We start from the raw sequence: 18,923 nt of genomic DNA, 5'->3' as shown, positions 1-18,923 counted from the left end.
CTTAGTATACAGCATGATTTTTACTATTCTAGTTAAAAACATGTTGTTTTTTGTCGTAATTTGTAAAAATTCAGTGTTGAATGAATACTAAGAAGTGTCTGATATTTTGTTGACAAATCATCCAAACTTTTCTATGATTTCTTAAGGACGGTAAATGGTTGTTAGCATTTTTTCATTTATTTATCGTTTTTTTTTTTTTCAGCTAGAATCTTTATTCATCTTTTGTGCAAACGCTTTCCAGTTTAGGGGTCTACTTAAAAAAAGAAATCGGGGTGCAAAATGTATGACAAAGAGAAAAGTGTTTAGTTTTTTGGCAATCATTATGTTAGTGCTTTCTATGGTTGGTTGCAGCAAGTCTTCCTCAGGCGGGAAAGACGGAAAAGTCACGCTCACATTATGGTATTGGAACCGATCGATTGATGATGAGTTGATTAAAAAGGTAAATGAGCAATTCCCTGATATTAAGATTAATGCGCAAAAAATTGATGGCGGCGAGTATAAGACAAAGCTGCAGACAGCACTAACAACTGGGACGGGTGCCCCTGATATTGTCGGATTAAACGACTGGGTAACTGAATTCCTTCCGAATCATGACAAATTTGTAAATCTATTAGACTATGGTGCGGATAAAATAAAAAGTGATTACCTAGAGTGGAAATGGAATTTTGGATTAACACCTGACCAAAAGAACCTAATTGCTCTACCAATGGATACAGGTCCTACGGCGTTATTTTACCGTGAAGATTTATTTGCGGCAGCTGGTTTACCTACAGATCCAGATGAAGTATCCAAGGAACTAGCAACTTGGGATGATTATATTGCTGCAGGTGAAAAATTACAGGCTGCTACTGGTGTCAAAATGTTTGATACGTTAAACAGGGTCTACACTCAATCCTTGAGTCAAGGAGAAAAAGCGTACTTTGATGAAAGTGATAATTTTATAGGTGATTCAGGTAATATTAAAACATCTTGGGATAGAGCGATCACTGTTCATAAAAAAGGTTTATCAGCTAATCTTGATGATGGGACTGAATGGAACGCGGGTATGAACAATGGTCAAGTGGCATCGTTCATCGGCGCTGTTTGGATGAAAAACATCTTAAAGGATGCTGCGCCTGATACAGCAGGTAAATGGAGGATTGCTAGAGCTCCAGGTGGAGATGGAAACAATGGTGGATCTTTTATTGGGATATTAAAAAGCTCCAAGCATCCAGAAGAAGCATATAAAGTCATCGAATGGATGATGAATCCAGAAAACCAACTTCAATCTTATGTGACGATGGATTTATTCCCATCTACTCCAAGTATTTTTGAAGATGAAAAAATGAGTAATCCCGAAGAATTTTTCGGAAATCAAGAAACGACAAAAGTATTTACGGAATCAGCTAAAAATGTAAAGCCTAGATACTTTGGTGTTGATTTTTCACGGGTAAATTCTATTTACTCAGAGACATTAACAGATATCGCTAAATCAGATAAAGATCCTGATAAAGCTTGGGAAGAAGTGTTAGATAAAGTAAAGAAAGAGCTTAATAGATAATAAACTTAAGAATCAGATGGGGAAACTCATCTGATTCCTTATCATAATAAGTCGACTGTTTTTTCAACGAATAGGTGTTGAAAAGGAGAGAATTTTATGGAACACCCAATAAAGCCACAAGAAACATTAAATAATCAAGTTGTGTTAAATACGAAGAGAAGTCTGTGGAAAGAAATTTATAAGAATAGGGCACTATACTTATTTATATCACCTTTTTACATATTGTTTATTGTGTTCGGTTTGTTTCCTATTATATTTTCATTATATTTATCGTTCCAGAAATGGGATGGCATTGGCCAAATGGAATTTGTCGGATTGAAACAATTTAAGTATTTAATTTCCGATTCAATGTTCTGGCAGGCTGTTGGCAACACTTTTATTATTTGGTTTATTTCTACGATTCCGATGCTTTGTGGAGCGTTGGTCATTGCCTTTTTACTAAATGCACCATTTGTCCGAGCAAAAGGTTTCTATCGATCCGCTTACTTCATAACAAATGTTACCTCGATTGTAGCTGTTACTATTATTTTTAAATCCATTTTTGGAAATCAGTACGGGTTATTAAATTATATATTAACTATTATTGGTCTTGAGCCTGTTAAATGGTTGGATTCTACCTTCCTTGTAAAAGTAGTTATCGCCTCGATGGTTGTTTGGAGATGGACAGGATACAACGCCATCATTTATTTAGCTGGGTTGCAAGCTATTCCTACTGACTTATATGAAGCAGCAAAAATCGACGGTGCTAATACGAGGCAACAATTTTTCTATATTACGATCCCTCTATTAAGGCCAGTTATCCTTTTTACAATTCTGATGACAACGATCGGATCTATGCAATTATTCACAGAGCCGCAAGTATTGCTTGGTAATACCGGTGGTGTTGGCGGTGCTGGGATGACGATTACCCTTTATATGTATAAACAAGGGTTTGTTGACAATCAATTTGGATACGCGGCCGTCGTATCTTGGGCGTTGTTCGTCATCATTGCTTTATTCTCGTTATTGAATTGGAAAATTTTTGATAAAGCTGGGGCTAGATAAGACTAGAAAGGATGGATTTTTGTGAGAATTAAGTCAATAATATTGCATGTATTATTATTGATTGGGGTTGGAATATCCATTTTTCCGTTTTACTGGCTTGCGGTAATGTCAACCAATAAAACGAGTGATATTTTAAGATTTCCACCTAAACTTATTTTCGGTTCGGAGTTAATAACGAACCTTACAAACGTCTTTAATAACGTAGATTTTTTCCAGGCGTTTTTGAATACCTTGTTTGTTACAGTTGTACAAGTCATTTGTGTATTGTTTTTTTGTTCCCTCGCTGGGTTCACTTTTGCAAAATTCCAATTTCCGGGTAAAAAGTGGCTTTTCGGCCTATTACTTGTAACGATGATGATTCCTTCCCAGTTATCCTTTATCCCGTCCTATATAATCATTTCGAAACTCGGATGGGTTGGAACGTATAAAGCCTTAATTGTTCCTGGTCTAGCCAATGCATTTGGAATCTTCTGGGTGAGGCAATTTTCCCAAGAAGCAATTAATGATAGTCTGCTAGATGCTGGTAGACTCGATGGATGCAGTCATTTTCGCTTATATTGGAATGTCGCACTGCCCATTCTACGGCCAGCTTTAGCATTCTTGGGGATTTTTTCCTTTATCGGCGTTTGGAATGACTATTTATGGCCATTAATCGTGCTGAATGACCCTGCAAGATACACATTGCAATTAACTTTATCCCAACTTAATGGTATTTACACAACAGATTATGGAATGGTCATGGGAGGAACATTACTGGCAACTTTGCCATTAATTATCATGTTCTTATTCGTAAGCAGGCAATTTATTTCAGGAATTGCTGCAGGAGCGGTGAAAGATTAAAAAGCTCCTTTGGAGTTTCTTTGAAGTGTCCAATAAAGTTAGAAGTGGTTATTTCATTAGGAACCTAGCTGGGCATGAACTCGGTATTGTACCGGGCTCATGCCCATTCATATTGCCTTCACTCGTTTGTGGTTATACGTTTCGTCCAGGTGGTTAATTAATCACTTTGGTGGCATGTCCACCTCAAGATACAATTTCTCTCCTTGCAAAATCGTAGCCTGCCCATTCGTCATGTCGATGATCCATTCGGTGAATGTTTCTACTTCTGAATCTTCCACGTATACTTCTATTTCAATTAGATCGGAATAATGAATTTCTTTTAGTTGGTATACTGATGAGCGCAGTTCATTTTCAAGCTTTCCGAGCCAAGAGTAATCGGCTTCGATATGCACAACAGTCATTAATTTACGTTCCACAACTCCAACAGCGTTCAATCCTTCTGTTGTCGATTTTCCATATGCACGTATTAAACCACCCGCACCAAGCTTAATTCCTCCGAAATATCTCGTTACGACAACAACGGTATCTTTTAAATCCCGCTTTTTTAGAACTTCTAAGATCGGGACTCCAGCAGTTCCACTTGGTTCCCCATCGTCATTCGCTTTTTGGATTTGGTTATGCTCGCCAATTAAATAAGCAGAGCAATTATGATTAGCATTCCAATGCTTCTTTTTTATCTCTTGTATAAATTGTTGAGCCGCCTCCTCTGTTTCGACACGTTGAATATGTGCAATGAATCTTGATTTTTGAATAATGATTTCATGTTCGCCCTGTTTTTTTACAGTAAAATAGTTCGGAAGCAAGAAATTAGCTCCTCTCCACAGTATGAATGTAAGAAAAACTTAATGTTTAACAAAATTATACATGATATAATAAGGAAATAGAATCATATCAATTGTTCATGAGAGTTTTCATAGTACTTTTTGTCTGGTGGATAGTTAAAAAGTCTCGGTAAATGGTGTTGGAAATGGGAAAATTCCGGTAATTTAGAATTATTTTTTTGAAATATTACTCCAAAAATAGTTGAAATATGCAAATTAATGTAAAATTAATTTAATGCGTAAAGGGGGGTATCCCTCGAGGAACAAATGGCACTAAGAAAACTAGATATTAAAGCGCTCGATTTTATAGTAGAACAAATGATTGAAACGGTAGATAAAAGTAAAGATGAGATTTTTCGAATCGGCGAGCAATGTAGGCAGGAACATGATTCTTTAATAGCCGAATTGAAAGAGATTAAAGAGCAAGTGAAACAAGTAATTGTTGAAGGCGATGATCTTGAAATAAAGGCACGACTTGCTAGGAAAAGACTTTCAGAGGTTAGTAAAAATTTTCGTGCTTTTAGTGAAAAAGAAGTCCGCGAAGTGTATGAAAATGCACATGATCTTCAAACAAGACATACAATCAATGTTCAGTTTGAAAAGCAATTGCGACTTAGACGCGATGATTTGGAAAGAAGACTTCTAGGGTTACAGGAAACGATTGATCGTGCTGAAACGCTCGTCTCACAAATTACAATTATCTCAAACTATCTTGTTAGCGATATTAAAGATATCGGTGAAGTATTGGAAGATGCTAAAATGAAGCAAGATTTCGGGCTTCGCATTATTGAGGCGCAGGAAGAGGAAAGAAAACGCATCTCCCGTGAAATTCACGATGGTCCTGCTCAATTGTTGGCAAACGTCCTCATCAGATCTGATTTGGCTGAAAAAGTTCATAAAGAATTCGGCCCAGAGCAGTCGCTGCTTGAAATACGTAGTTTAAAAGAAATGATCCGAGCTGCATTATACGAGGTTCGGCGTATCATTTATGACCTACGCCCAATGGTATTAGATGATCTGGGGTTAATCCCAACTTTAAAGAGGTATCTAGCTACCGTTGAAGAATATAGTAAAGTAGTCAAATTGAACTTTGTACACATAGGTGAGGATAAGAGATTACCTTCGAAATATGAAGTGGCCCTTTTCCGCCTAATTCAGGAGTCAGTCCAAAATGCACTTAAGCATTCAAAAGCCAGTGAAATTACTGTGAAATTTGAAAGAAGAAAAGACAGTGTATCCGTTATTGTAAAAGATAATGGAATCGGATTTAATCCCGATGAAAAGAAAAGCGGTTCGTTTGGCTTAATTGGCATGAATGAGCGAATTGTTATTCTTGAAGGGGTTCTATCCATTGAATCCAGCCCTGCGACAGGGACAGCCATCAAAATGCAAATTCCATTATTGGATTAGTGTGATTCATATTTTATATAAGAGTCACTCATAGAAACTTTGTAGAAAATGGAACGCGTATTATGAAACTATTAAAAATGCTAAATATAGAGGCATAAGGGGGAATTATTAGTGTCAACGAAAATCGTAATTATTGATGATCATCAATTATTTCGTGAAGGAGTGAAACGCATCCTTGAGTTCGAAAAATCCTTTACAGTAGTAGCCGAAGGAGAAGATGGTTCCGATGCAGTTGAACTTGTAGAAAAATATTCACCAGACGTAGTGCTTCTAGACATCAATATGAAAATGACAAACGGTATTGAAGCAACTCGCCAGCTCTTAGATAGATATCCAGAAACAAAAGCAATGATTCTCTCTATCCATGATGATGAAGCTTATGTCACACATGCGCTAAAAACAGGCGCTTCCGGCTATATGCTAAAAGAAATGGATTCAGACGAACTGATAGAAGCTGTGAAGATTGTTGCAGATGGTGGTTCATACATACATCCGAAAGTAACTCATAAACTAATTGGTGAATATAGAAGACTTGCAAATCAAAACAATAGTGGAAGTGGTTATCAACAGCCTGAAGTACAAATTCCGCTCCATTTATTAACAAGTAGAGAATGTGAAGTGCTGCAACTACTAGCTGACGGAAAAAGCAACCGCGGAATCGGTGAAGCTCTTTTTATCAGTGAAAAGACTGTCAAAAACCATGTCAGCAACATCCTGCAAAAAATGAACGTCAACGACCGCACCCAAGCCGTCGTCACCGCCATAAAAAATGGTTGGGTAGAAGTTCGCTAGAAAATAAGATAATCGAAAAGAACCTGTTCAGACAAAGTTTGGATAGGTTTTTTTAGTTTAATTTTTATTGGGGACAGTCCCCAAAGGGACAGGTTCAAAAGAGACAGCCCTGGATGCAAAAAAGGTTATTTTGATTAAATTAGATTAATAGTTTGCGTGTAATAGGAGGAGTGTAATGTTTTTTGTCGAAGTAAGGTAGTGAAGCAGAAAATAATATGAAAGGATGATTCAATGGCTAGACAAAGAAGGGAATGGATTCCGGGTGATACTTTACATATTACTAGCAGAGGAAATCGGAAAGAGGTTCTCTTTTACGATGATGAGGATAGATATTATTATTTAAATATGTTGGCAAAGGCTAAAAAGAAATATCCTTTTCATCTCCATTCTTATTGTTTAATGAATAACCACATTCATCTTCTTCTCGAAACCACCCATATTCCTCCTGGAAAAATTATTCACAAGACACATTCTTCGTATGCAAGATATTTCAATAAACGATATGATTTGGTTGGTCATGTTTTTCAAGGGCGTTACATAAGTAAAAGAATTAAGGATGCCGCCCATTTTCTGTATGTAAGTCGGTATATTCATAGAAATCCATTGGAAGCAAAAATTGTTATTGATCTCAAGGATTACTTTTGGAGTAGTTATCCATTGTATATAAGTGAGAAAGAGGATCCCTTAATTACAAAAGAAAAAATCCTCCGATTTTATCCCTTCGATCAGATTAATAACTATCGCTATTACGTTGAAGCGCAACTCGATTATTAATAAGTAATTTTGAACATCCCACTATTTGATCTGTGAGGGGGGACAGGCACAAAAGTGCCTGTCCCTCTCGAACCTGTCCCTCTCGAACCTGTCCCTCTCGAACCTGTCCCTCTCGAACCTGTCCCTCTCGAACCTGTCCCTCTCGAACCTGTCCCTCTCGAACCTGTCCCTCTCGAACCTGTCCCCCTTATGAAATGCCTCTTTTCAAAAGTAGTTTAATTGGATAGAATGAAGGTGGTAGAAAGTAGATTATGGAAGTAAGTGAGGTTGATATTTTTGAAGACGGCAGTTGTAACCGACAGTACTTCATACATACCGAAACATATACGCGAAAATTTGAACATACATATGATTCCATTAAGTGTTGTCATTAACGGTGAAACGTATCGTGAAGAGATTGATATCTCTACAGGGGATTTTTATGAAGAAGTGAGAAATGGGCAAAAGCTTCCAACAACGACCCAACCTCCTATTGGGGAGTTTGAAGAGTTGTATAAAGAGCTCTCGAAAGATTACGATGCGATTATAAGCATCCACCTTTCAAGCGGCATTAGCGGGACTTTTCAAGGAGCTGTAGCGGCGGGTGACATGATTGAAGGTGCCAAGGTGTACCCGTTTGATTCCGAAATTAGTTGCATGGCTCAAGGGTTCTATGTACTAGAGGCCGCAATGATGGCTCGAGATGGCAAGGAGCCAGATGAAATACTAGCTCGCTTGGATGGACTGAAAGCGTCCATGAAAGCTTACTTTATGGTGGATGACCTTTCTCATTTACAGCGCGGTGGAAGGCTTTCCAGCGCACAGGCATTAATAGGCAGCCTTTTAAACATCAAGCCTATCCTCCATTTTGTGGACAAAGTTATCGTACCATTTGAAAAAATTCGTACTCGTAAAAAAGCAATGAACCGGATCGAAGAATTGCTTGGCGAGGATGCTCGTAAAGGTGAACCATTACAAGCGACTATCATCCATGCCAATCGTGTTGAAGATGCGGCTAGCTGGAAACAAGAATTATCGGCGCTTTATCCTAATGTTGAATTTACTATAAGCCATTTTGGGCCAGTCATTGGCACTCATCTTGGAGAAGGTGCAATGGGTCTATGCTGGACGATAAAATAGCAGTGGGTTAGGTCATATTCCCACTGTTATTTAAAAAGAAGCGCATCCTACTGGCCCCTAGTGCGCTCTAGCTAGACAATTAGGCTTCTTTAACTCTATCAATAAATCCTCGAGGTGATTTGATGAAAAATTTCCCCGAAGAACTCCGACTTTTTCTCTCCGGACGCTCCCTTCTTGCTTCAGAAATTCCTTTTCCTACTGAGGAATTGGATAGACAAACCTCCATTGGACACATTAAAACTACTCCCGGAATAGTGAAAAAATCAAACAGATGGTGTTGTAACCGTTGTTCAAATTCCGCTCAAAGACTGTTTGCAAATTACCCGTGTTCTAATTGCCAGAAAGAAAATGGCTGTTTTTATTGTCGTAAGTGTATCATGATGGGACGAGTATCCTCTTGTACATCTTTATACACGTGGTGTGGCCTTCCTGTAAGAGGTTTTCAAAAAAGATCATTCAATATCCCACGTAAAAAAATCACTAGAAAATCTGCATTAAGTTCCAAACTTCCAACGATATTCCGCTACTCCTATCTTTCTTGGGATGGCGAACTTTCTCCCGGTCAACAAGTTGCCTCACGAGCTGCAATCCAAGCTGTAAAAACAAAAAACGACGTCCTTATTTGGGCAGTTTGCGGAGCTGGAAAAACAGAGGTGCTTTTTGAAGCGATTGAAAAAGCGTTGCTTTCGGGTCACCGAATTTGCATTGCCACACCTAGAACTGATGTTGTATTAGAGCTTGCTCCCCGATTTAAAAAAGTTTTCCCACAAATAAAGGTCGCCGCATTATTCGGAGGAACCGAAGACCGCCACTTATTCGCTCCACTTACGATCTCAACGACACATCAGCTAATGCGTTTTGAAAAAGCCTTCGATGTAATGGTTGTAGATGAAGTCGATGCTTTTCCGTTCTCTTATGATGAGGGCTTGCAGTGGGCTGTTGAAAAATCCACCAAAAATTCCGCCGCAAGAATATTCTTAACTGCTACACCTAATGAAAAATGGCAATTGGAATGCAAATATGGAAAACGAAATCACGTAAAAATTCCTGCCAGATACCATCGGAAACCTTTGCCAATCCCAATTTTTAAATGGTGCGGAGATTGGAGAAAGCAATTTGAAAAAGGAAGAATCCCCAAAAATGTAGAAGCATGGGTGAAGAAAAGAATTATCTCGGACAAGCAGGCACTCGTTTTTTTACCAGATATTAAATTAATGGAAAAAGCCCTCCCACTTTTTCGTAAACTCCATCCTGAAATCGAATCCGTTTATGCAGAGGACCCAAACAGAAAGGAAAAAGTTGAAAGAATGAGAAGTAAAAAGATTCCCCTATTACTTACAACAACCATTTTAGAACGCGGAGTCACATTTCCGAATATTGATGTTGCAGTCGTTGGAGCGGAGGATGATATTTTTACAGAAGCTGCACTCGTTCAAATCTCTGGACGTGTTGGGCGAAGTTCGGAATTTCCTACTGGAAACATCACTTTTTTTCACTATGGACGTACGAAATCAATGATTCGCGCCCTTATTCATATAGAACATATGAACAAAGAAGCTTTGAAAAAGGAGATGATTGATTGATGTCAAATTATTGCCTTTACTGTGATACGCTTTTAATTAATGAAATGGATTGGATAAAATTAATATTTCCTAAAAAAGAGTCGCCTTTATGCCAAGAATGTAGAGAGAAACTTGAACCTATTAGTGATGATTATTGTAAAGTTTGTTCAAGACCTTTAAAAGAAATAAAGCCGAAATTCGTTGAACAACGCACATGTATTGACTGTATTCGTTGGGAACAGGATCCGAGATGGAAAGGTACACTTGATAAAAATGTTTCCATCTATGCGTATAATCCTTTTTTAAAAGAACTCATTGCCCGCTTTAAATTCCGTGGTGACTATGAGTTGGCAAAAGCATTTTCCCCGGAAATATCAGCTAAATTGAAAATCCTCGAACATGATCTCCTCGTTGCCATACCACTTAGTGATGAACGATTAAAAGAACGTGGTTTTAATCAATCAGAGGCTCTCGCCCGTGAAACAGGTTTTGTCACATGGGACTTACTTATTCGAACTCACTCAGAAAAGCAATCAAAAAAGTCTCGAGAAGAACGACTCTCTCAACGGCAAATATTTCAATTGAAAAATGTAGCAAACATTATTCAAGGAAAAAACATCCTTCTTATAGATGATATATACACGACAGGCTCAACTCTTCGGCAAGCGGCAAAAATGTTGAAACAAACTGGTGCTAAACAAGTTCAATCATTGACGGTTGCAAGGGGTTAAAAAAGTTGTCGTGATGCCGATATAAACAATAAGAAGACAAGGAAAGCAGATAAAAGGGGATTTGACAATGGATTTATTAAATTGCCCGAACTGCGGCGAAATCTATGTAAATAATTCAGTTCGTGATGTATGTAATAAATGTTATCGTGAAGAAGAAGCACTTTTTGATACGGTATATCGATTTTTGCGAAAGCAAGAAAATAGATCGGCAAGAATAGAGAGAGTTTCCGAGGCAACAGGTGCTCCAGAAAATTTGTTATATAAATGGGTCAAACGCGGTCGTTTGCATACAACACAATTTCCAAACTTAGGTTACCCATGTGATCGATGTGGAAACATTATTCGTGAAGGTAAACTTTGTGAAAAATGTAATGCTGACATTAAAGGTGAACTGGAAGTATTTGAAATGGAAAAGGAACGCCTTGAACAATTGCATAAATCGAGCTATTATTCACAAGAAAAAAGAAAATAGTAGAAAATTGGCGATAATATCCTGTTAAACTTTTTCTATCGACCACCGATAATAAGAGTACAAGACAATAGATAGCGTAGTGAAAGCAATAATAGTAAAAGCATAATTTGTTCCAACTACTGCGCTTTTCCTTAGATGGAAAGTTAGGAGGGACGTAATGAGAATTAATTCTTTTCGACCTGTGGAGACGAATCCATATAATAAGCAACTTAATACACCGGAGAAAAAGTCTGCAACAGGTAAAACTGATAAGGTGGAAATCTCTGCTGAAGCAAAAGAAATGCAAAAGCTTCCGTCTATCATAAAAGAACGTGAAGTACGAGTGGCAGAGTTGAAAAATCAAGTGCAAAGCGGTAACTATGAAGTAGATTTGAAGGATGTTGCCAAAAGCATAGCGAAGTTTTATCAATTGTAAAAAAAATTAGCGATAAATCGAACGGATTCGAAGCATTGCTCAAGGACGAGCAGCTAATGAAACGCGGCGAAGAAATAAAAGGGCTATTTAATGGCTCTATTTAAAGCTGCCGTTTTTGAAAAACGACGAATCCGATGATGAGGGAATCTGCCCCCACCATCTTTGGTTGGGCAGATTCCTTTGTTTTTTAATCCGTTCTGAAAGGAGTTTGACAATATGCAAATTCAGAATGAAACGAAAACAGCTGTTTTTCCACAAACTGATTTTCCTGTAACGATCAAAGAAGGTGGGACTTACACCGCGACAGTAAAAGAGAAGCTTCCGAATAGCGAAGCAATTGTTCAAGTTAAGGGTCAGGACTTACATGTGAAGTTTGATGGTAATATACCTGATGCAGGAAAAATTACGTTGCAAGTAACGGATATGGGACAAGAACTCCCTTTAGTAAAAGCGGTTGCCACGCAAACTGCCACTACGATTGAAAAGGGCACAGGATTGCCGCTTCCTGAAAATATAAGGCAAGCGATACAAATACTGAACCAATACCATATTCCGATTAGCAGAGAAACGCTGAACAATATTAGGGCATACATAGAAAAAGGACCAGGCACACCTGAACAAAGACTTGAAACGATAATTAATATGGCTAGGAAAAACCTTGATTTCACCCTTCAGCAACTAAGAGCGGTGCATGAAGCATTGCACGGTCGGTCACTTGGAGAAGTGTTGAATAAATTAGTGAAGGATTTGGATCCGGATTTTAAGGTGCAAAATCCTTCAATTAGTAGAGGGGAAGTCCAACAAGAAATCCATCAAACAGGATTGAATCAGGTAGGGAGCGTTACTAATGCATTCCAGGATGCCATTCGGGAAGCATTGAAACAAGTAAGAACGACTTCCAACTTATCAATGGTCATGCAATTTATGAAAGGCAATCAGGAACTACCTGATTCATTGCATAACGCAATCGAAAGAGCAGAGCAGTTACACGCTTCAGGCAGGGAACTAGCTGCAAGGCAAGAACTGGCAACAGCATTAACAAATCTTGTTGAAAACGATTCGGCCGAACAAGAAGCAGAATTTTCCTATCGAATGAGCAATGAAATTTTATCGACTATCCCTGTACAATCTCGGGATGTGATCGTCACTACCATAACAAAAAAATTATCACAAGCGGCGCTGGATTTTACAGCAATAAAGCGTGATATTACGAATACGTTGCGAGTGGCGGAAAATCTTATAAGACAAGCGCCTATACAAGCAAGGCAGCCTCTTGAGGCAGTGATTAAACAGCTCGACAATGCCATTTTAAAAAGCGACTTCATGTTATACACAGATATGGGAACGGAAAAAAAGCTAATGCAAGCAAGCTCTCAGCTTCATGAAGCGCGAAAACTTCTTGGAAAAGGTGAATTTTCAAAAGCGAGTGAAATCGTTAACCAAGTACGAAATACAGTCGATAAATTAATATTCCAACCGTCTGACCAGCGTGTTAAACATTTCATTTCAAAAGAGTTGTTAAATCTGGAGCGGTTGCCAAGCGAAAAAGATATCGTACGCTCGTTTAATGAACCTTATCAAACGTTAAGGCAGGAACCTAGTGCCAGACACGCATTTGAATATATTAGGAGATTGGGCCTAACATATGACTCGGATATCGCGCACCGTCTCGTTTCTGGTGATGGATCCCGAACGGATGCCGATGCCTCTTTGAAAAATAGTTTACTAAGATTGATTCAAGCTGAAGGAAATAATGCAGCAAGTCAAAGAGCGGAGCAGGCTTTGAATAATCTTACAGGACAACAGTTAATGAGTAAGACAGACAGCTCTGGACTGCAAACGATGTTATTCACACTTCCGATTATTCTTCGTGATCAATTAGAGAACGTAAAAGTATTTTTAAAGTCTAGTCAATCGAAGCAAAAGATTGATTGGGAAAACTGCAGCTTATACTTTTTACTAGAAACAAAGCGAATGGGAGATGTCGGTATTCAACTGACGTCAATTGATAAAACCTTGTCCGTTATGATAAAAAATGATCGTCTCGATTTTCAAAGTAAAATGGAGCCTCTAGTAAAAACGGCAAAAGGAAGATTAGAGGAAATCGGCTATAAAATTGGTAAAATTCAATTTTCAAAGCTGACTCCTACCGAAAAAACAGAGGAACGCAAAGAGCAAAGTAAAACCCCTAGTTTTACGGAAAGAGGGTATGATTTTTCAGTATGATGCCAACGTATTTTAATCAAAAAAATCGGCGTATGAAAAATGGGCCGTCTGCAGCGGTCATTCGCTATGATGAATCCAATGATAGTGCTCCTCAAGTAGTCGCACATGGAACAGGTACAGTCGCAACGAAAATCATGGAACTTGCGAAGGAACACGGGATAGCAATGCAAGAGGATGCTAGTTTAGTAGGTCACTTGCTTGATATTGATCTAGGGGATAATGTTCCGCCTCAACTTTATTCTGTTATTGCTGAAATTTTACTTTTACTCGAGGAAATGGATCGTAACTATTAAAAAATGCTTGAAATATCCGATATGTACTATGAACGGAGGCAGGAAAATGGATTTTCTAACAAAAGAATTAATCTACCAAAAAACACCACAACAACTTACTGCATTCCTATATGAAGCGTGCATTGATCATTTAAAAGAAGCGATCGTGTGCATCGAAACAAATAAGTATCCAGAAGCTAATTCAAAGCTTCAAAAAGTGAATGATATCATCGAGCGCCTTGGAGTTGGCTTGAATTACGAAGCAGGAATTATTGCTAACCAACTTGATACGCTTTATAACTATATGGCAAACCAAGTCATTATGGGGAACTTGAAAAAAGACATTCCGATTTTGCAAGAAGTTTTAAGTATTTTGGATCAATTGGCCAGTTCTTGGAATGAGGCAATGAATATGGAAAATACAGACGGACAGCGCGAGCTCTATCGGAAAACGAACGCCTATGAAAAAAACGTCATGGTGACGAACCGCGATTAATTGATGAAGGGGAAGAAAAATATGAGAATAAACCATAATATACAAGCGTTAAATGCATATAGAAACCTATCACAAACAATGGGAAGCACATCAAAAAGCTTAGAAAAACTTTCATCTGGACTTCGCATCAACCGTGCTGCGGATGATGCTGCGGGACTAGCAATCTCAGAAAAAATGCGTTCGCAAATTCGTGGGTTAGGAATGGCGGAGAGAAATGCTTTAGATGCGGTATCTTTGATCCAGACGGCAGAAGGGGCATTGAATGAGACGCACTCAATTTTGCAGAGGATGCGCGAGTTGAGTGTGCAAGCAGCGAATGGGACGTTGGAAGACGACGACCGTAAATCAATTCAACTCGAAATTGATGAGTTAGTTAATGAAGTGGACAGAATTGCCCAAAAAACACAATTTAATGAAAAAAATCTGCTAGATGGTAAAACGACAAACGGATTCGTATTTCAAATTGGTGCGAACAATGGAGATTCATTAACAGTAAAACTAGACAGCATGGAAGCAAGCAGTCTAGGAATAAATAGCTTAGATGTATCCGACGCGACCAAAGCAAGCTCTGCAATAGATTTACTTGACAAAGCAATTGGTACAGTATCCGAACAACGCGCAAAACTCGGAGCTTACCAAAATCGACTTGAACACACGGTAACTAATCTGCAAACAGCAAACGAAAACTTAACTGCAGCAGAATCCCGTATTCGCGACCTAGACATGGCTCTTGAAATGACGAACTTTACACGAAATAATATATTGAATCAAGCAGGACAAGCAATGTTGGCACAAGCCAATCAATTGCCACAAGGAATTTTACAGTTATTGCAATAACTTTTGAGAAATTGACCAGCCTTTCTCTTTTTAGTGAGAGGGGCTGGGTTTTCGGAGCTAATCTATTAAAAGTCGTTAGTAAATGAGAATTTTTGGTAGTTATGTACCCACAATCGGTAGTAAACTATCCATAATCGGTTGTAAAACCAGAATCAAGTATCTGGAGTGATCTTCATGGAAGTGCGCAGGGTCGAAAAAACGGGAATCAACAGTGTTCAGAAAAAAGAACAGCAAGCAACGGAATCGATAAGATTTTCTGAAGTAATGGCAAAAGGACGCGAAAACATCGTGTATGAACGAATGGCCAAACTTCGCCAAGATATCGAAACGCAAGGTCAGAAACTTGCTAAATCACAAACGATAGAAGACTTTAAAAAATATAAGCAACTCGTCAAATCTTTTATGGAAGATGCCGTCAAAAACGGCCTACAGCTGGAGGAACAGCGTGGTCTCGATTGGCGGGGCCGTACAAAAGTGTACAAAATCGTGAAAGAAGTTGACAAAAAGCTGATTGATTTGGCAAATACTGTCCTTGACAAAGAAGAAAAAGGACTTGAAATTCTTAGCCTTGTCGGCGAAATACAGGGACTACTTATTAATATTTATACGTAAAGAGGAGGACCTCCTAACATGTCGGTCCAGCTACTCATAGAATCGATGGAAAAGTTGCTCAGTTTACATCAACAATTGCATACAACAGCATTGGAAAAAACGGAAGCCATTAAAATAAATGAAATAAAAAATTTAGACAAGTTGCTTCGTGATGAGCAAAAACTTGTCACTTCTATTCAAATTGAAGAAAACAAGAGGCAGCAGGCAACTGCCATTTTAACAAATGACGATAAAACAACGACGATATCTCAAATAATTCAGCAACTAGATGGTACAAACAGAGAAATCCTTTCTGAATTACATGTAAAATTAACAGCTGTAATATCAGAGTTGCAAGAAACGAATGTACTTAACCAACAATTACTACAATATTCATTACAATATATAAACTTAAATCTTGATTTACTCTCACCTGAACCTGAATTGCCGAACTATACAAAATCGCAAGGTGAGGCAAGTGGAAATGCAAATACAGGTCGATCCGTATTTGATTCGAAAGCATAAAGAAATAAAGGAGGAAAAGCGTATGCGTTCTACATTTATGGGCCTCGAAACATCAAAGCGTGGCATGTATACACAACAAAGTGCCATATACGTAACAGGCCACAATATCGCTAATGCCAACACACCTGGATATACCCGACAACGTGTTAATTTTGAACAAACGACACCTTATCCTGCGGCATCTTTAAACCGTCCGCAAATTCCTGGACAATTAGGGACAGGCGTTAAAGACGGAACGATTGAACGAATCCGCGATCGATTTGTCGATGAACAGTTCCGCAGTGAAAACAATAAATTTGGCTATTATGAGGCGCTAGCTAAATCGATATCGCAAATTGAAGACGTTATGAATGAACCGAGCGATAATGGATTATCAAAGGCAATGGCTCAATTCTGGCAATCGTTACAGGACTTGAGTACAAATCCGGAAAACGAAGGAGCTAGAAGAGTAGTCATTCAACGAGGTACTGCTGTAGTGGAAACGTTCCAATACTTATCTCGTTCCTTAACAACATTACGAAACGATACAAAAAAAGAACTCGATGCAACAGTAAGAGAAATCAATAATCTAGCTACACAGATTGCTTCTATTAACAAGCAAATTAGTGAAGTTGAGCCTCATGGATATTTACCTAATGATTTATATGATGAACGCGATCGCTTGATCGATCAGCTTTCAAAACTTGTACCTATCGAAACGACTGACATTCATTATGGAGGCAATTCTTTAGCTATCGCTGATGGGGGCAGGAATGTATTTATTGTCGACGGCAAAGGCAATCGAATAAATCTTGTTCAAGGAAATGGCACTACAGAGTTAAAAGATATCGAAAATCTTTCCTTATCTGAAGGTAAGGGAAAACTAGCTGCACTTATGTATGCATATGGAAACGAAGATGATGGCACTGGATTATATACAGAAATTCTCGATCAACTCGATAAATATGCATATTCGTTTGCCAAAGTTTTCAATGCTGTTCATAAAGAAGGCTTTGATTTGAACGGAGATGAAGGTGTTGATTTCTTCTCTTTTACTGATCCAAATTCATACAAAGGGGCAGCGGGTTCAATCAAAGTAGCAATTACACTTCCTTCTCAGGTTGCCGCATCTTCAGTTGCAAATGAAAAAGGGAACGGACAAAATGCACTAGATCTAGGTAAAGTAAAAGATCTCGTCATTTCTAATTCAAAAGTAACGATTGGCCATACAACATTAGATCTTGAGATTGAATCTGGCACCTTGCAATCATTTTACGAAGGATTAATTGGTGTGATAGCGGTAAAAGGACAGCAAGCGAATCGCCTTTATTACAATACGGGTGTCCTGCTCAATTCAGTTGAAAATAACCGTAAATCCATCAGTGAAGTGTCGCTTGACGAAGAATTCTCTAACTTAATTCAGTTCCAACATGCTTATGCAGCGTCTGCAAGAATGATATCTGTCGTTGACGAAATGCTGGAAAAAATCATAAATGGAATGGGAATTGTAGGTAGATAAGGGGTGTAATGATGCGCGTAACAAATGGAATGATAGCCAAAAATGTAATGACTAATATTAATCAAAGCTACAGTCGTCTTGATAAACTATTTACTCAAGCACAGACTCAGAAAAAAATATCTCGTCCTTCTGATGATCCTGTTGTTGCGATGAAGGGGATGTATTACCGAATGAATGTCCTTGAAGTCGAACAGTTTAAGCGCAATTTTACAGAAGCTCATAACTGGGTAGAAACGACAGACTCTGCAATTGGAGAAGCAAGTAAGGTATTGGAGAGAATACGTGAACTGACTGTGCAAGCGAGTAATGAAACATATGACGAAGGGCAATTAGAGGCTATGAAAGAAGAAATTACCCAGTTAAAAGCTCATATAAAATCAATTGCAAATTCAAAAGTTGGAGATAAATATATTTTTAATGGGACGGATACATTAACGCCTCCGGTGGATAAAAATGGAAATGTTTCTTTTAATTCGAAAAATGTTGAGTTTGAACTTGCAAAAGGCATATATGTACCAGTTAATATGCTTGGAGAAAATGTGTTTGGTTCAGAAAATCAAGGCAATAGTATTTTCTCAATGTTAGACGACCTTGAAACAGCACTTGGTCAAGGCGATACACAAGCAATTAGCGGATTTTTAGATAAAATAGATGCCAGTGCAGACAAAATGCTTTCCGCCAGAGCAGAACTAGGAGCTCGGACAAATCGACTTGAATTCATGGAAGAGCGAATCGATAACCAAGAGATCATTGCAAAAAGAATTATGTCTGACAATGAGGATATTGAGTTTGAAAAAGTCGTAATGGAATTTAAACAACAAGAAGCAGTACATACTGCGGCAATGTCCGTTGGTGCCAGAATCATTCAACCGACATTAATGGACTTTTTAAGATAAGATCTTTTCTCATATTGTTGCTAATTATTATGAATTTTAACGGCGCTAAATGGATTCTGTTC

Annotated in this window: 23 protein-coding genes; 21 read left to right on the top strand and 2 right to left on the bottom strand. The window is 38.3% G+C overall.

Annotated elements, in window-relative coordinates:
• Positions 1–283 precede the first annotated feature (283 nt).
• From KHA93_RS12320 to KHA93_RS23530, 4 genes are all read left to right on the top strand, one after another.
• Positions 284–1,540: an ABC transporter substrate-binding protein gene (locus KHA93_RS12320; protein ID WP_213111000.1), complete on the top strand. Its 1,257-nt coding sequence runs from the start codon at positions 284–286 to the stop codon at positions 1,538–1,540.
• Between the two features lie 96 nt (positions 1,541–1,636).
• On the top strand, positions 1,637–2,584 hold the full coding sequence (locus KHA93_RS12315) for a carbohydrate ABC transporter permease (RefSeq protein ID WP_213110999.1): 948 nt from the start codon (positions 1,637–1,639) through the stop codon (positions 2,582–2,584).
• Positions 2,585–2,599: 15 nt separating this feature from the next.
• Complete coding sequence (locus tag KHA93_RS12310; RefSeq protein ID WP_432806349.1) at positions 2,600–3,424, top strand: carbohydrate ABC transporter permease; 825 nt, start codon at positions 2,600–2,602, stop codon at positions 3,422–3,424.
• A gap of 25 nt (positions 3,425–3,449) precedes the next feature.
• The gene (locus KHA93_RS23530; protein WP_267917341.1) at positions 3,450–3,581 is read left to right on the top strand and encodes a hypothetical protein; all 132 of its coding nucleotides are present in this window, start codon (positions 3,450–3,452) and stop codon (positions 3,579–3,581) included.
• Positions 3,582–3,585: 4 nt separating this feature from the next.
• On the opposite strand, the gene KHA93_RS12305 is transcribed toward KHA93_RS23530, so the two are convergent.
• Positions 3,586–4,227, bottom strand: coding sequence for a YigZ family protein (locus tag KHA93_RS12305; RefSeq protein ID WP_213110998.1), 642 nt, complete (start codon positions 4,225–4,227; stop codon positions 3,586–3,588).
• 285 nt (positions 4,228–4,512) lie between these two features.
• On the opposite strand from KHA93_RS12305, the gene KHA93_RS12300 reads away from it, so the two are divergent.
• The 9 genes from KHA93_RS12300 (at position 4,513) to flgM (ending at position 11,520) form a co-directional block, all read left to right on the top strand.
• Positions 4,513–5,655 (top strand): sensor histidine kinase, encoded by a 1,143-nt coding sequence (locus tag KHA93_RS12300; protein WP_213110997.1) that lies wholly within the window; start codon positions 4,513–4,515, stop codon positions 5,653–5,655.
• Positions 5,656–5,766: 111 nt separating this feature from the next.
• Positions 5,767–6,447 (top strand): response regulator, encoded by a 681-nt coding sequence (locus tag KHA93_RS12295; RefSeq protein WP_213110996.1) that lies wholly within the window; start codon positions 5,767–5,769, stop codon positions 6,445–6,447.
• Between the two features lie 231 nt (positions 6,448–6,678).
• Complete coding sequence (locus tag KHA93_RS12290; RefSeq protein ID WP_213110995.1) at positions 6,679–7,221, top strand: transposase; 543 nt, start codon at positions 6,679–6,681, stop codon at positions 7,219–7,221.
• 32 nt (positions 7,222–7,253) lie between these two features.
• Positions 7,254–7,448 (top strand): Cys-every-fifth RiPP peptide CefA, encoded by a 195-nt coding sequence (locus tag KHA93_RS23855; protein ID WP_213110994.1) that lies wholly within the window; start codon positions 7,254–7,256, stop codon positions 7,446–7,448.
• Positions 7,449–7,497: 49 nt separating this feature from the next.
• Complete coding sequence (locus KHA93_RS12280) at positions 7,498–8,340, top strand: DegV family protein (RefSeq protein ID WP_213110993.1); 843 nt, start codon at positions 7,498–7,500, stop codon at positions 8,338–8,340.
• A gap of 122 nt (positions 8,341–8,462) precedes the next feature.
• Positions 8,463–9,923 (top strand): ATP-dependent helicase ComFA, encoded by a 1,461-nt coding sequence (locus KHA93_RS12275; protein ID WP_213110992.1) that lies wholly within the window; start codon positions 8,463–8,465, stop codon positions 9,921–9,923.
• Positions 9,923–10,633 (top strand): ComFC family protein, encoded by a 711-nt coding sequence (locus tag KHA93_RS12270; RefSeq protein WP_213112898.1) that lies wholly within the window; start codon positions 9,923–9,925, stop codon positions 10,631–10,633. Before KHA93_RS12275 ends, KHA93_RS12270 begins: the two co-directional genes overlap by 1 nt.
• 67 nt (positions 10,634–10,700) lie before the next feature.
• Complete coding sequence (locus tag KHA93_RS12265) at positions 10,701–11,105, top strand: TIGR03826 family flagellar region protein (protein WP_213110991.1); 405 nt, start codon at positions 10,701–10,703, stop codon at positions 11,103–11,105.
• Positions 11,106–11,262: 157 nt separating this feature from the next.
• The gene (flgM, locus tag KHA93_RS12260; RefSeq protein WP_213110990.1) at positions 11,263–11,520 is read left to right on the top strand and encodes a flagellar biosynthesis anti-sigma factor FlgM; all 258 of its coding nucleotides are present in this window, start codon (positions 11,263–11,265) and stop codon (positions 11,518–11,520) included.
• A gap of 83 nt (positions 11,521–11,603) precedes the next feature.
• Here the strand turns inward: flgM and KHA93_RS23525 are convergent, their stop codons facing one another.
• The gene (locus tag KHA93_RS23525) at positions 11,604–11,735 is read right to left on the bottom strand and encodes a hypothetical protein (RefSeq protein ID WP_267917340.1); all 132 of its coding nucleotides are present in this window, start codon (positions 11,733–11,735) and stop codon (positions 11,604–11,606) included.
• Between the two features lies 1 nt (position 11,736).
• Between KHA93_RS23525 and KHA93_RS12255 the strand changes: the two genes are divergently transcribed.
• The 8 genes from KHA93_RS12255 (at position 11,737) to flgL (ending at position 18,861) form a co-directional block, all read left to right on the top strand.
• Complete coding sequence (locus KHA93_RS12255) at positions 11,737–13,746, top strand: hypothetical protein (RefSeq protein ID WP_213110989.1); 2,010 nt, start codon at positions 11,737–11,739, stop codon at positions 13,744–13,746.
• Positions 13,743–14,039: an EscU/YscU/HrcU family type III secretion system export apparatus switch protein gene (locus KHA93_RS12250; RefSeq protein ID WP_213110988.1), complete on the top strand. Its 297-nt coding sequence runs from the start codon at positions 13,743–13,745 to the stop codon at positions 14,037–14,039. Before KHA93_RS12255 ends, KHA93_RS12250 begins: the two co-directional genes overlap by 4 nt.
• A gap of 46 nt (positions 14,040–14,085) precedes the next feature.
• Positions 14,086–14,514 (top strand): flagellar export chaperone FliS, encoded by a 429-nt coding sequence (fliS, locus tag KHA93_RS12245; protein ID WP_213110987.1) that lies wholly within the window; start codon positions 14,086–14,088, stop codon positions 14,512–14,514.
• 21 nt (positions 14,515–14,535) lie between these two features.
• Complete coding sequence (locus KHA93_RS12240; protein WP_213110986.1) at positions 14,536–15,351, top strand: flagellin N-terminal helical domain-containing protein; 816 nt, start codon at positions 14,536–14,538, stop codon at positions 15,349–15,351.
• Between the two features lie 174 nt (positions 15,352–15,525).
• Positions 15,526–15,963: a YaaR family protein gene (locus tag KHA93_RS12235; protein ID WP_213110985.1), complete on the top strand. Its 438-nt coding sequence runs from the start codon at positions 15,526–15,528 to the stop codon at positions 15,961–15,963.
• Positions 15,964–15,981: 18 nt separating this feature from the next.
• Positions 15,982–16,467 carry a flagellar protein FlgN gene (locus tag KHA93_RS12230; RefSeq protein WP_213110984.1) on the top strand — a complete coding sequence of 162 codons (486 nt, stop codon included), beginning with the start codon at positions 15,982–15,984 and terminating at the stop codon, positions 16,465–16,467.
• Positions 16,468–16,489: 22 nt separating this feature from the next.
• On the top strand, positions 16,490–17,965 hold the full coding sequence (flgK, locus tag KHA93_RS12225) for a flagellar hook-associated protein FlgK (protein WP_213110983.1): 1,476 nt from the start codon (positions 16,490–16,492) through the stop codon (positions 17,963–17,965).
• A gap of 11 nt (positions 17,966–17,976) precedes the next feature.
• Positions 17,977–18,861 carry a flagellar hook-associated protein FlgL gene (gene flgL / locus KHA93_RS12220; RefSeq protein ID WP_213112897.1) on the top strand — a complete coding sequence of 295 codons (885 nt, stop codon included), beginning with the start codon at positions 17,977–17,979 and terminating at the stop codon, positions 18,859–18,861.
• The last annotated feature ends 62 nt before the right edge of the window (positions 18,862–18,923 follow it).

The organism is Lederbergia citrisecunda (genome assembly GCF_018343695.1).
Classification (GTDB): domain Bacteria; phylum Bacillota; class Bacilli; order Bacillales; family Bacillaceae_C; genus Lederbergia; species Lederbergia citrisecunda.
Note: the sequence above shows the minus strand (reverse complement) of the source record. Positions and strands in the feature narration are given on the sequence as shown.

What these genes read in the sequence shown, in the direction of transcription:
- KHA93_RS12235 (WP_213110985.1), top strand. Translation starts at nt 15,526, where the DNA reads ATGGAAGTGCGCAGGGTCGAAAAAACGGGAATCAACAGTGTTCAGAAA.
- KHA93_RS12315 (WP_213110999.1), top strand. Translation starts at nt 1,637, where the DNA reads ATGGAACACCCAATAAAGCCACAAGAAACATTAAATAATCAAGTTGTG.
- fliS (WP_213110987.1), top strand. Translation starts at nt 14,086, where the DNA reads ATGGATTTTCTAACAAAAGAATTAATCTACCAAAAAACACCACAACAA.
- flgK (WP_213110983.1), top strand. Translation starts at nt 16,490, where the DNA reads ATGCGTTCTACATTTATGGGCCTCGAAACATCAAAGCGTGGCATGTAT.
- KHA93_RS12255 (WP_213110989.1), top strand. Translation starts at nt 11,737, where the DNA reads ATGCAAATTCAGAATGAAACGAAAACAGCTGTTTTTCCACAAACTGAT.
- KHA93_RS12230 (WP_213110984.1), top strand. Translation starts at nt 15,982, where the DNA reads ATGTCGGTCCAGCTACTCATAGAATCGATGGAAAAGTTGCTCAGTTTA.
- KHA93_RS12290 (WP_213110995.1), top strand. Translation starts at nt 6,679, where the DNA reads ATGGCTAGACAAAGAAGGGAATGGATTCCGGGTGATACTTTACATATT.
- KHA93_RS12320 (WP_213111000.1), top strand. Translation starts at nt 284, where the DNA reads ATGACAAAGAGAAAAGTGTTTAGTTTTTTGGCAATCATTATGTTAGTG.
- flgL (WP_213112897.1), top strand. Translation starts at nt 17,977, where the DNA reads ATGCGCGTAACAAATGGAATGATAGCCAAAAATGTAATGACTAATATT.
- KHA93_RS12240 (WP_213110986.1), top strand. Translation starts at nt 14,536, where the DNA reads ATGAGAATAAACCATAATATACAAGCGTTAAATGCATATAGAAACCTA.
- KHA93_RS12275 (WP_213110992.1), top strand. Translation starts at nt 8,463, where the DNA reads ATGAAAAATTTCCCCGAAGAACTCCGACTTTTTCTCTCCGGACGCTCC.
- KHA93_RS12265 (WP_213110991.1), top strand. Translation starts at nt 10,701, where the DNA reads ATGGATTTATTAAATTGCCCGAACTGCGGCGAAATCTATGTAAATAAT.
- flgM (WP_213110990.1), top strand. Translation starts at nt 11,263, where the DNA reads ATGAGAATTAATTCTTTTCGACCTGTGGAGACGAATCCATATAATAAG.
- KHA93_RS12250 (WP_213110988.1), top strand. Translation starts at nt 13,743, where the DNA reads ATGATGCCAACGTATTTTAATCAAAAAAATCGGCGTATGAAAAATGGG.
- KHA93_RS12270 (WP_213112898.1), top strand. Translation starts at nt 9,923, where the DNA reads ATGTCAAATTATTGCCTTTACTGTGATACGCTTTTAATTAATGAAATG.
- KHA93_RS12300 (WP_213110997.1), top strand. Translation starts at nt 4,513, where the DNA reads ATGGCACTAAGAAAACTAGATATTAAAGCGCTCGATTTTATAGTAGAA.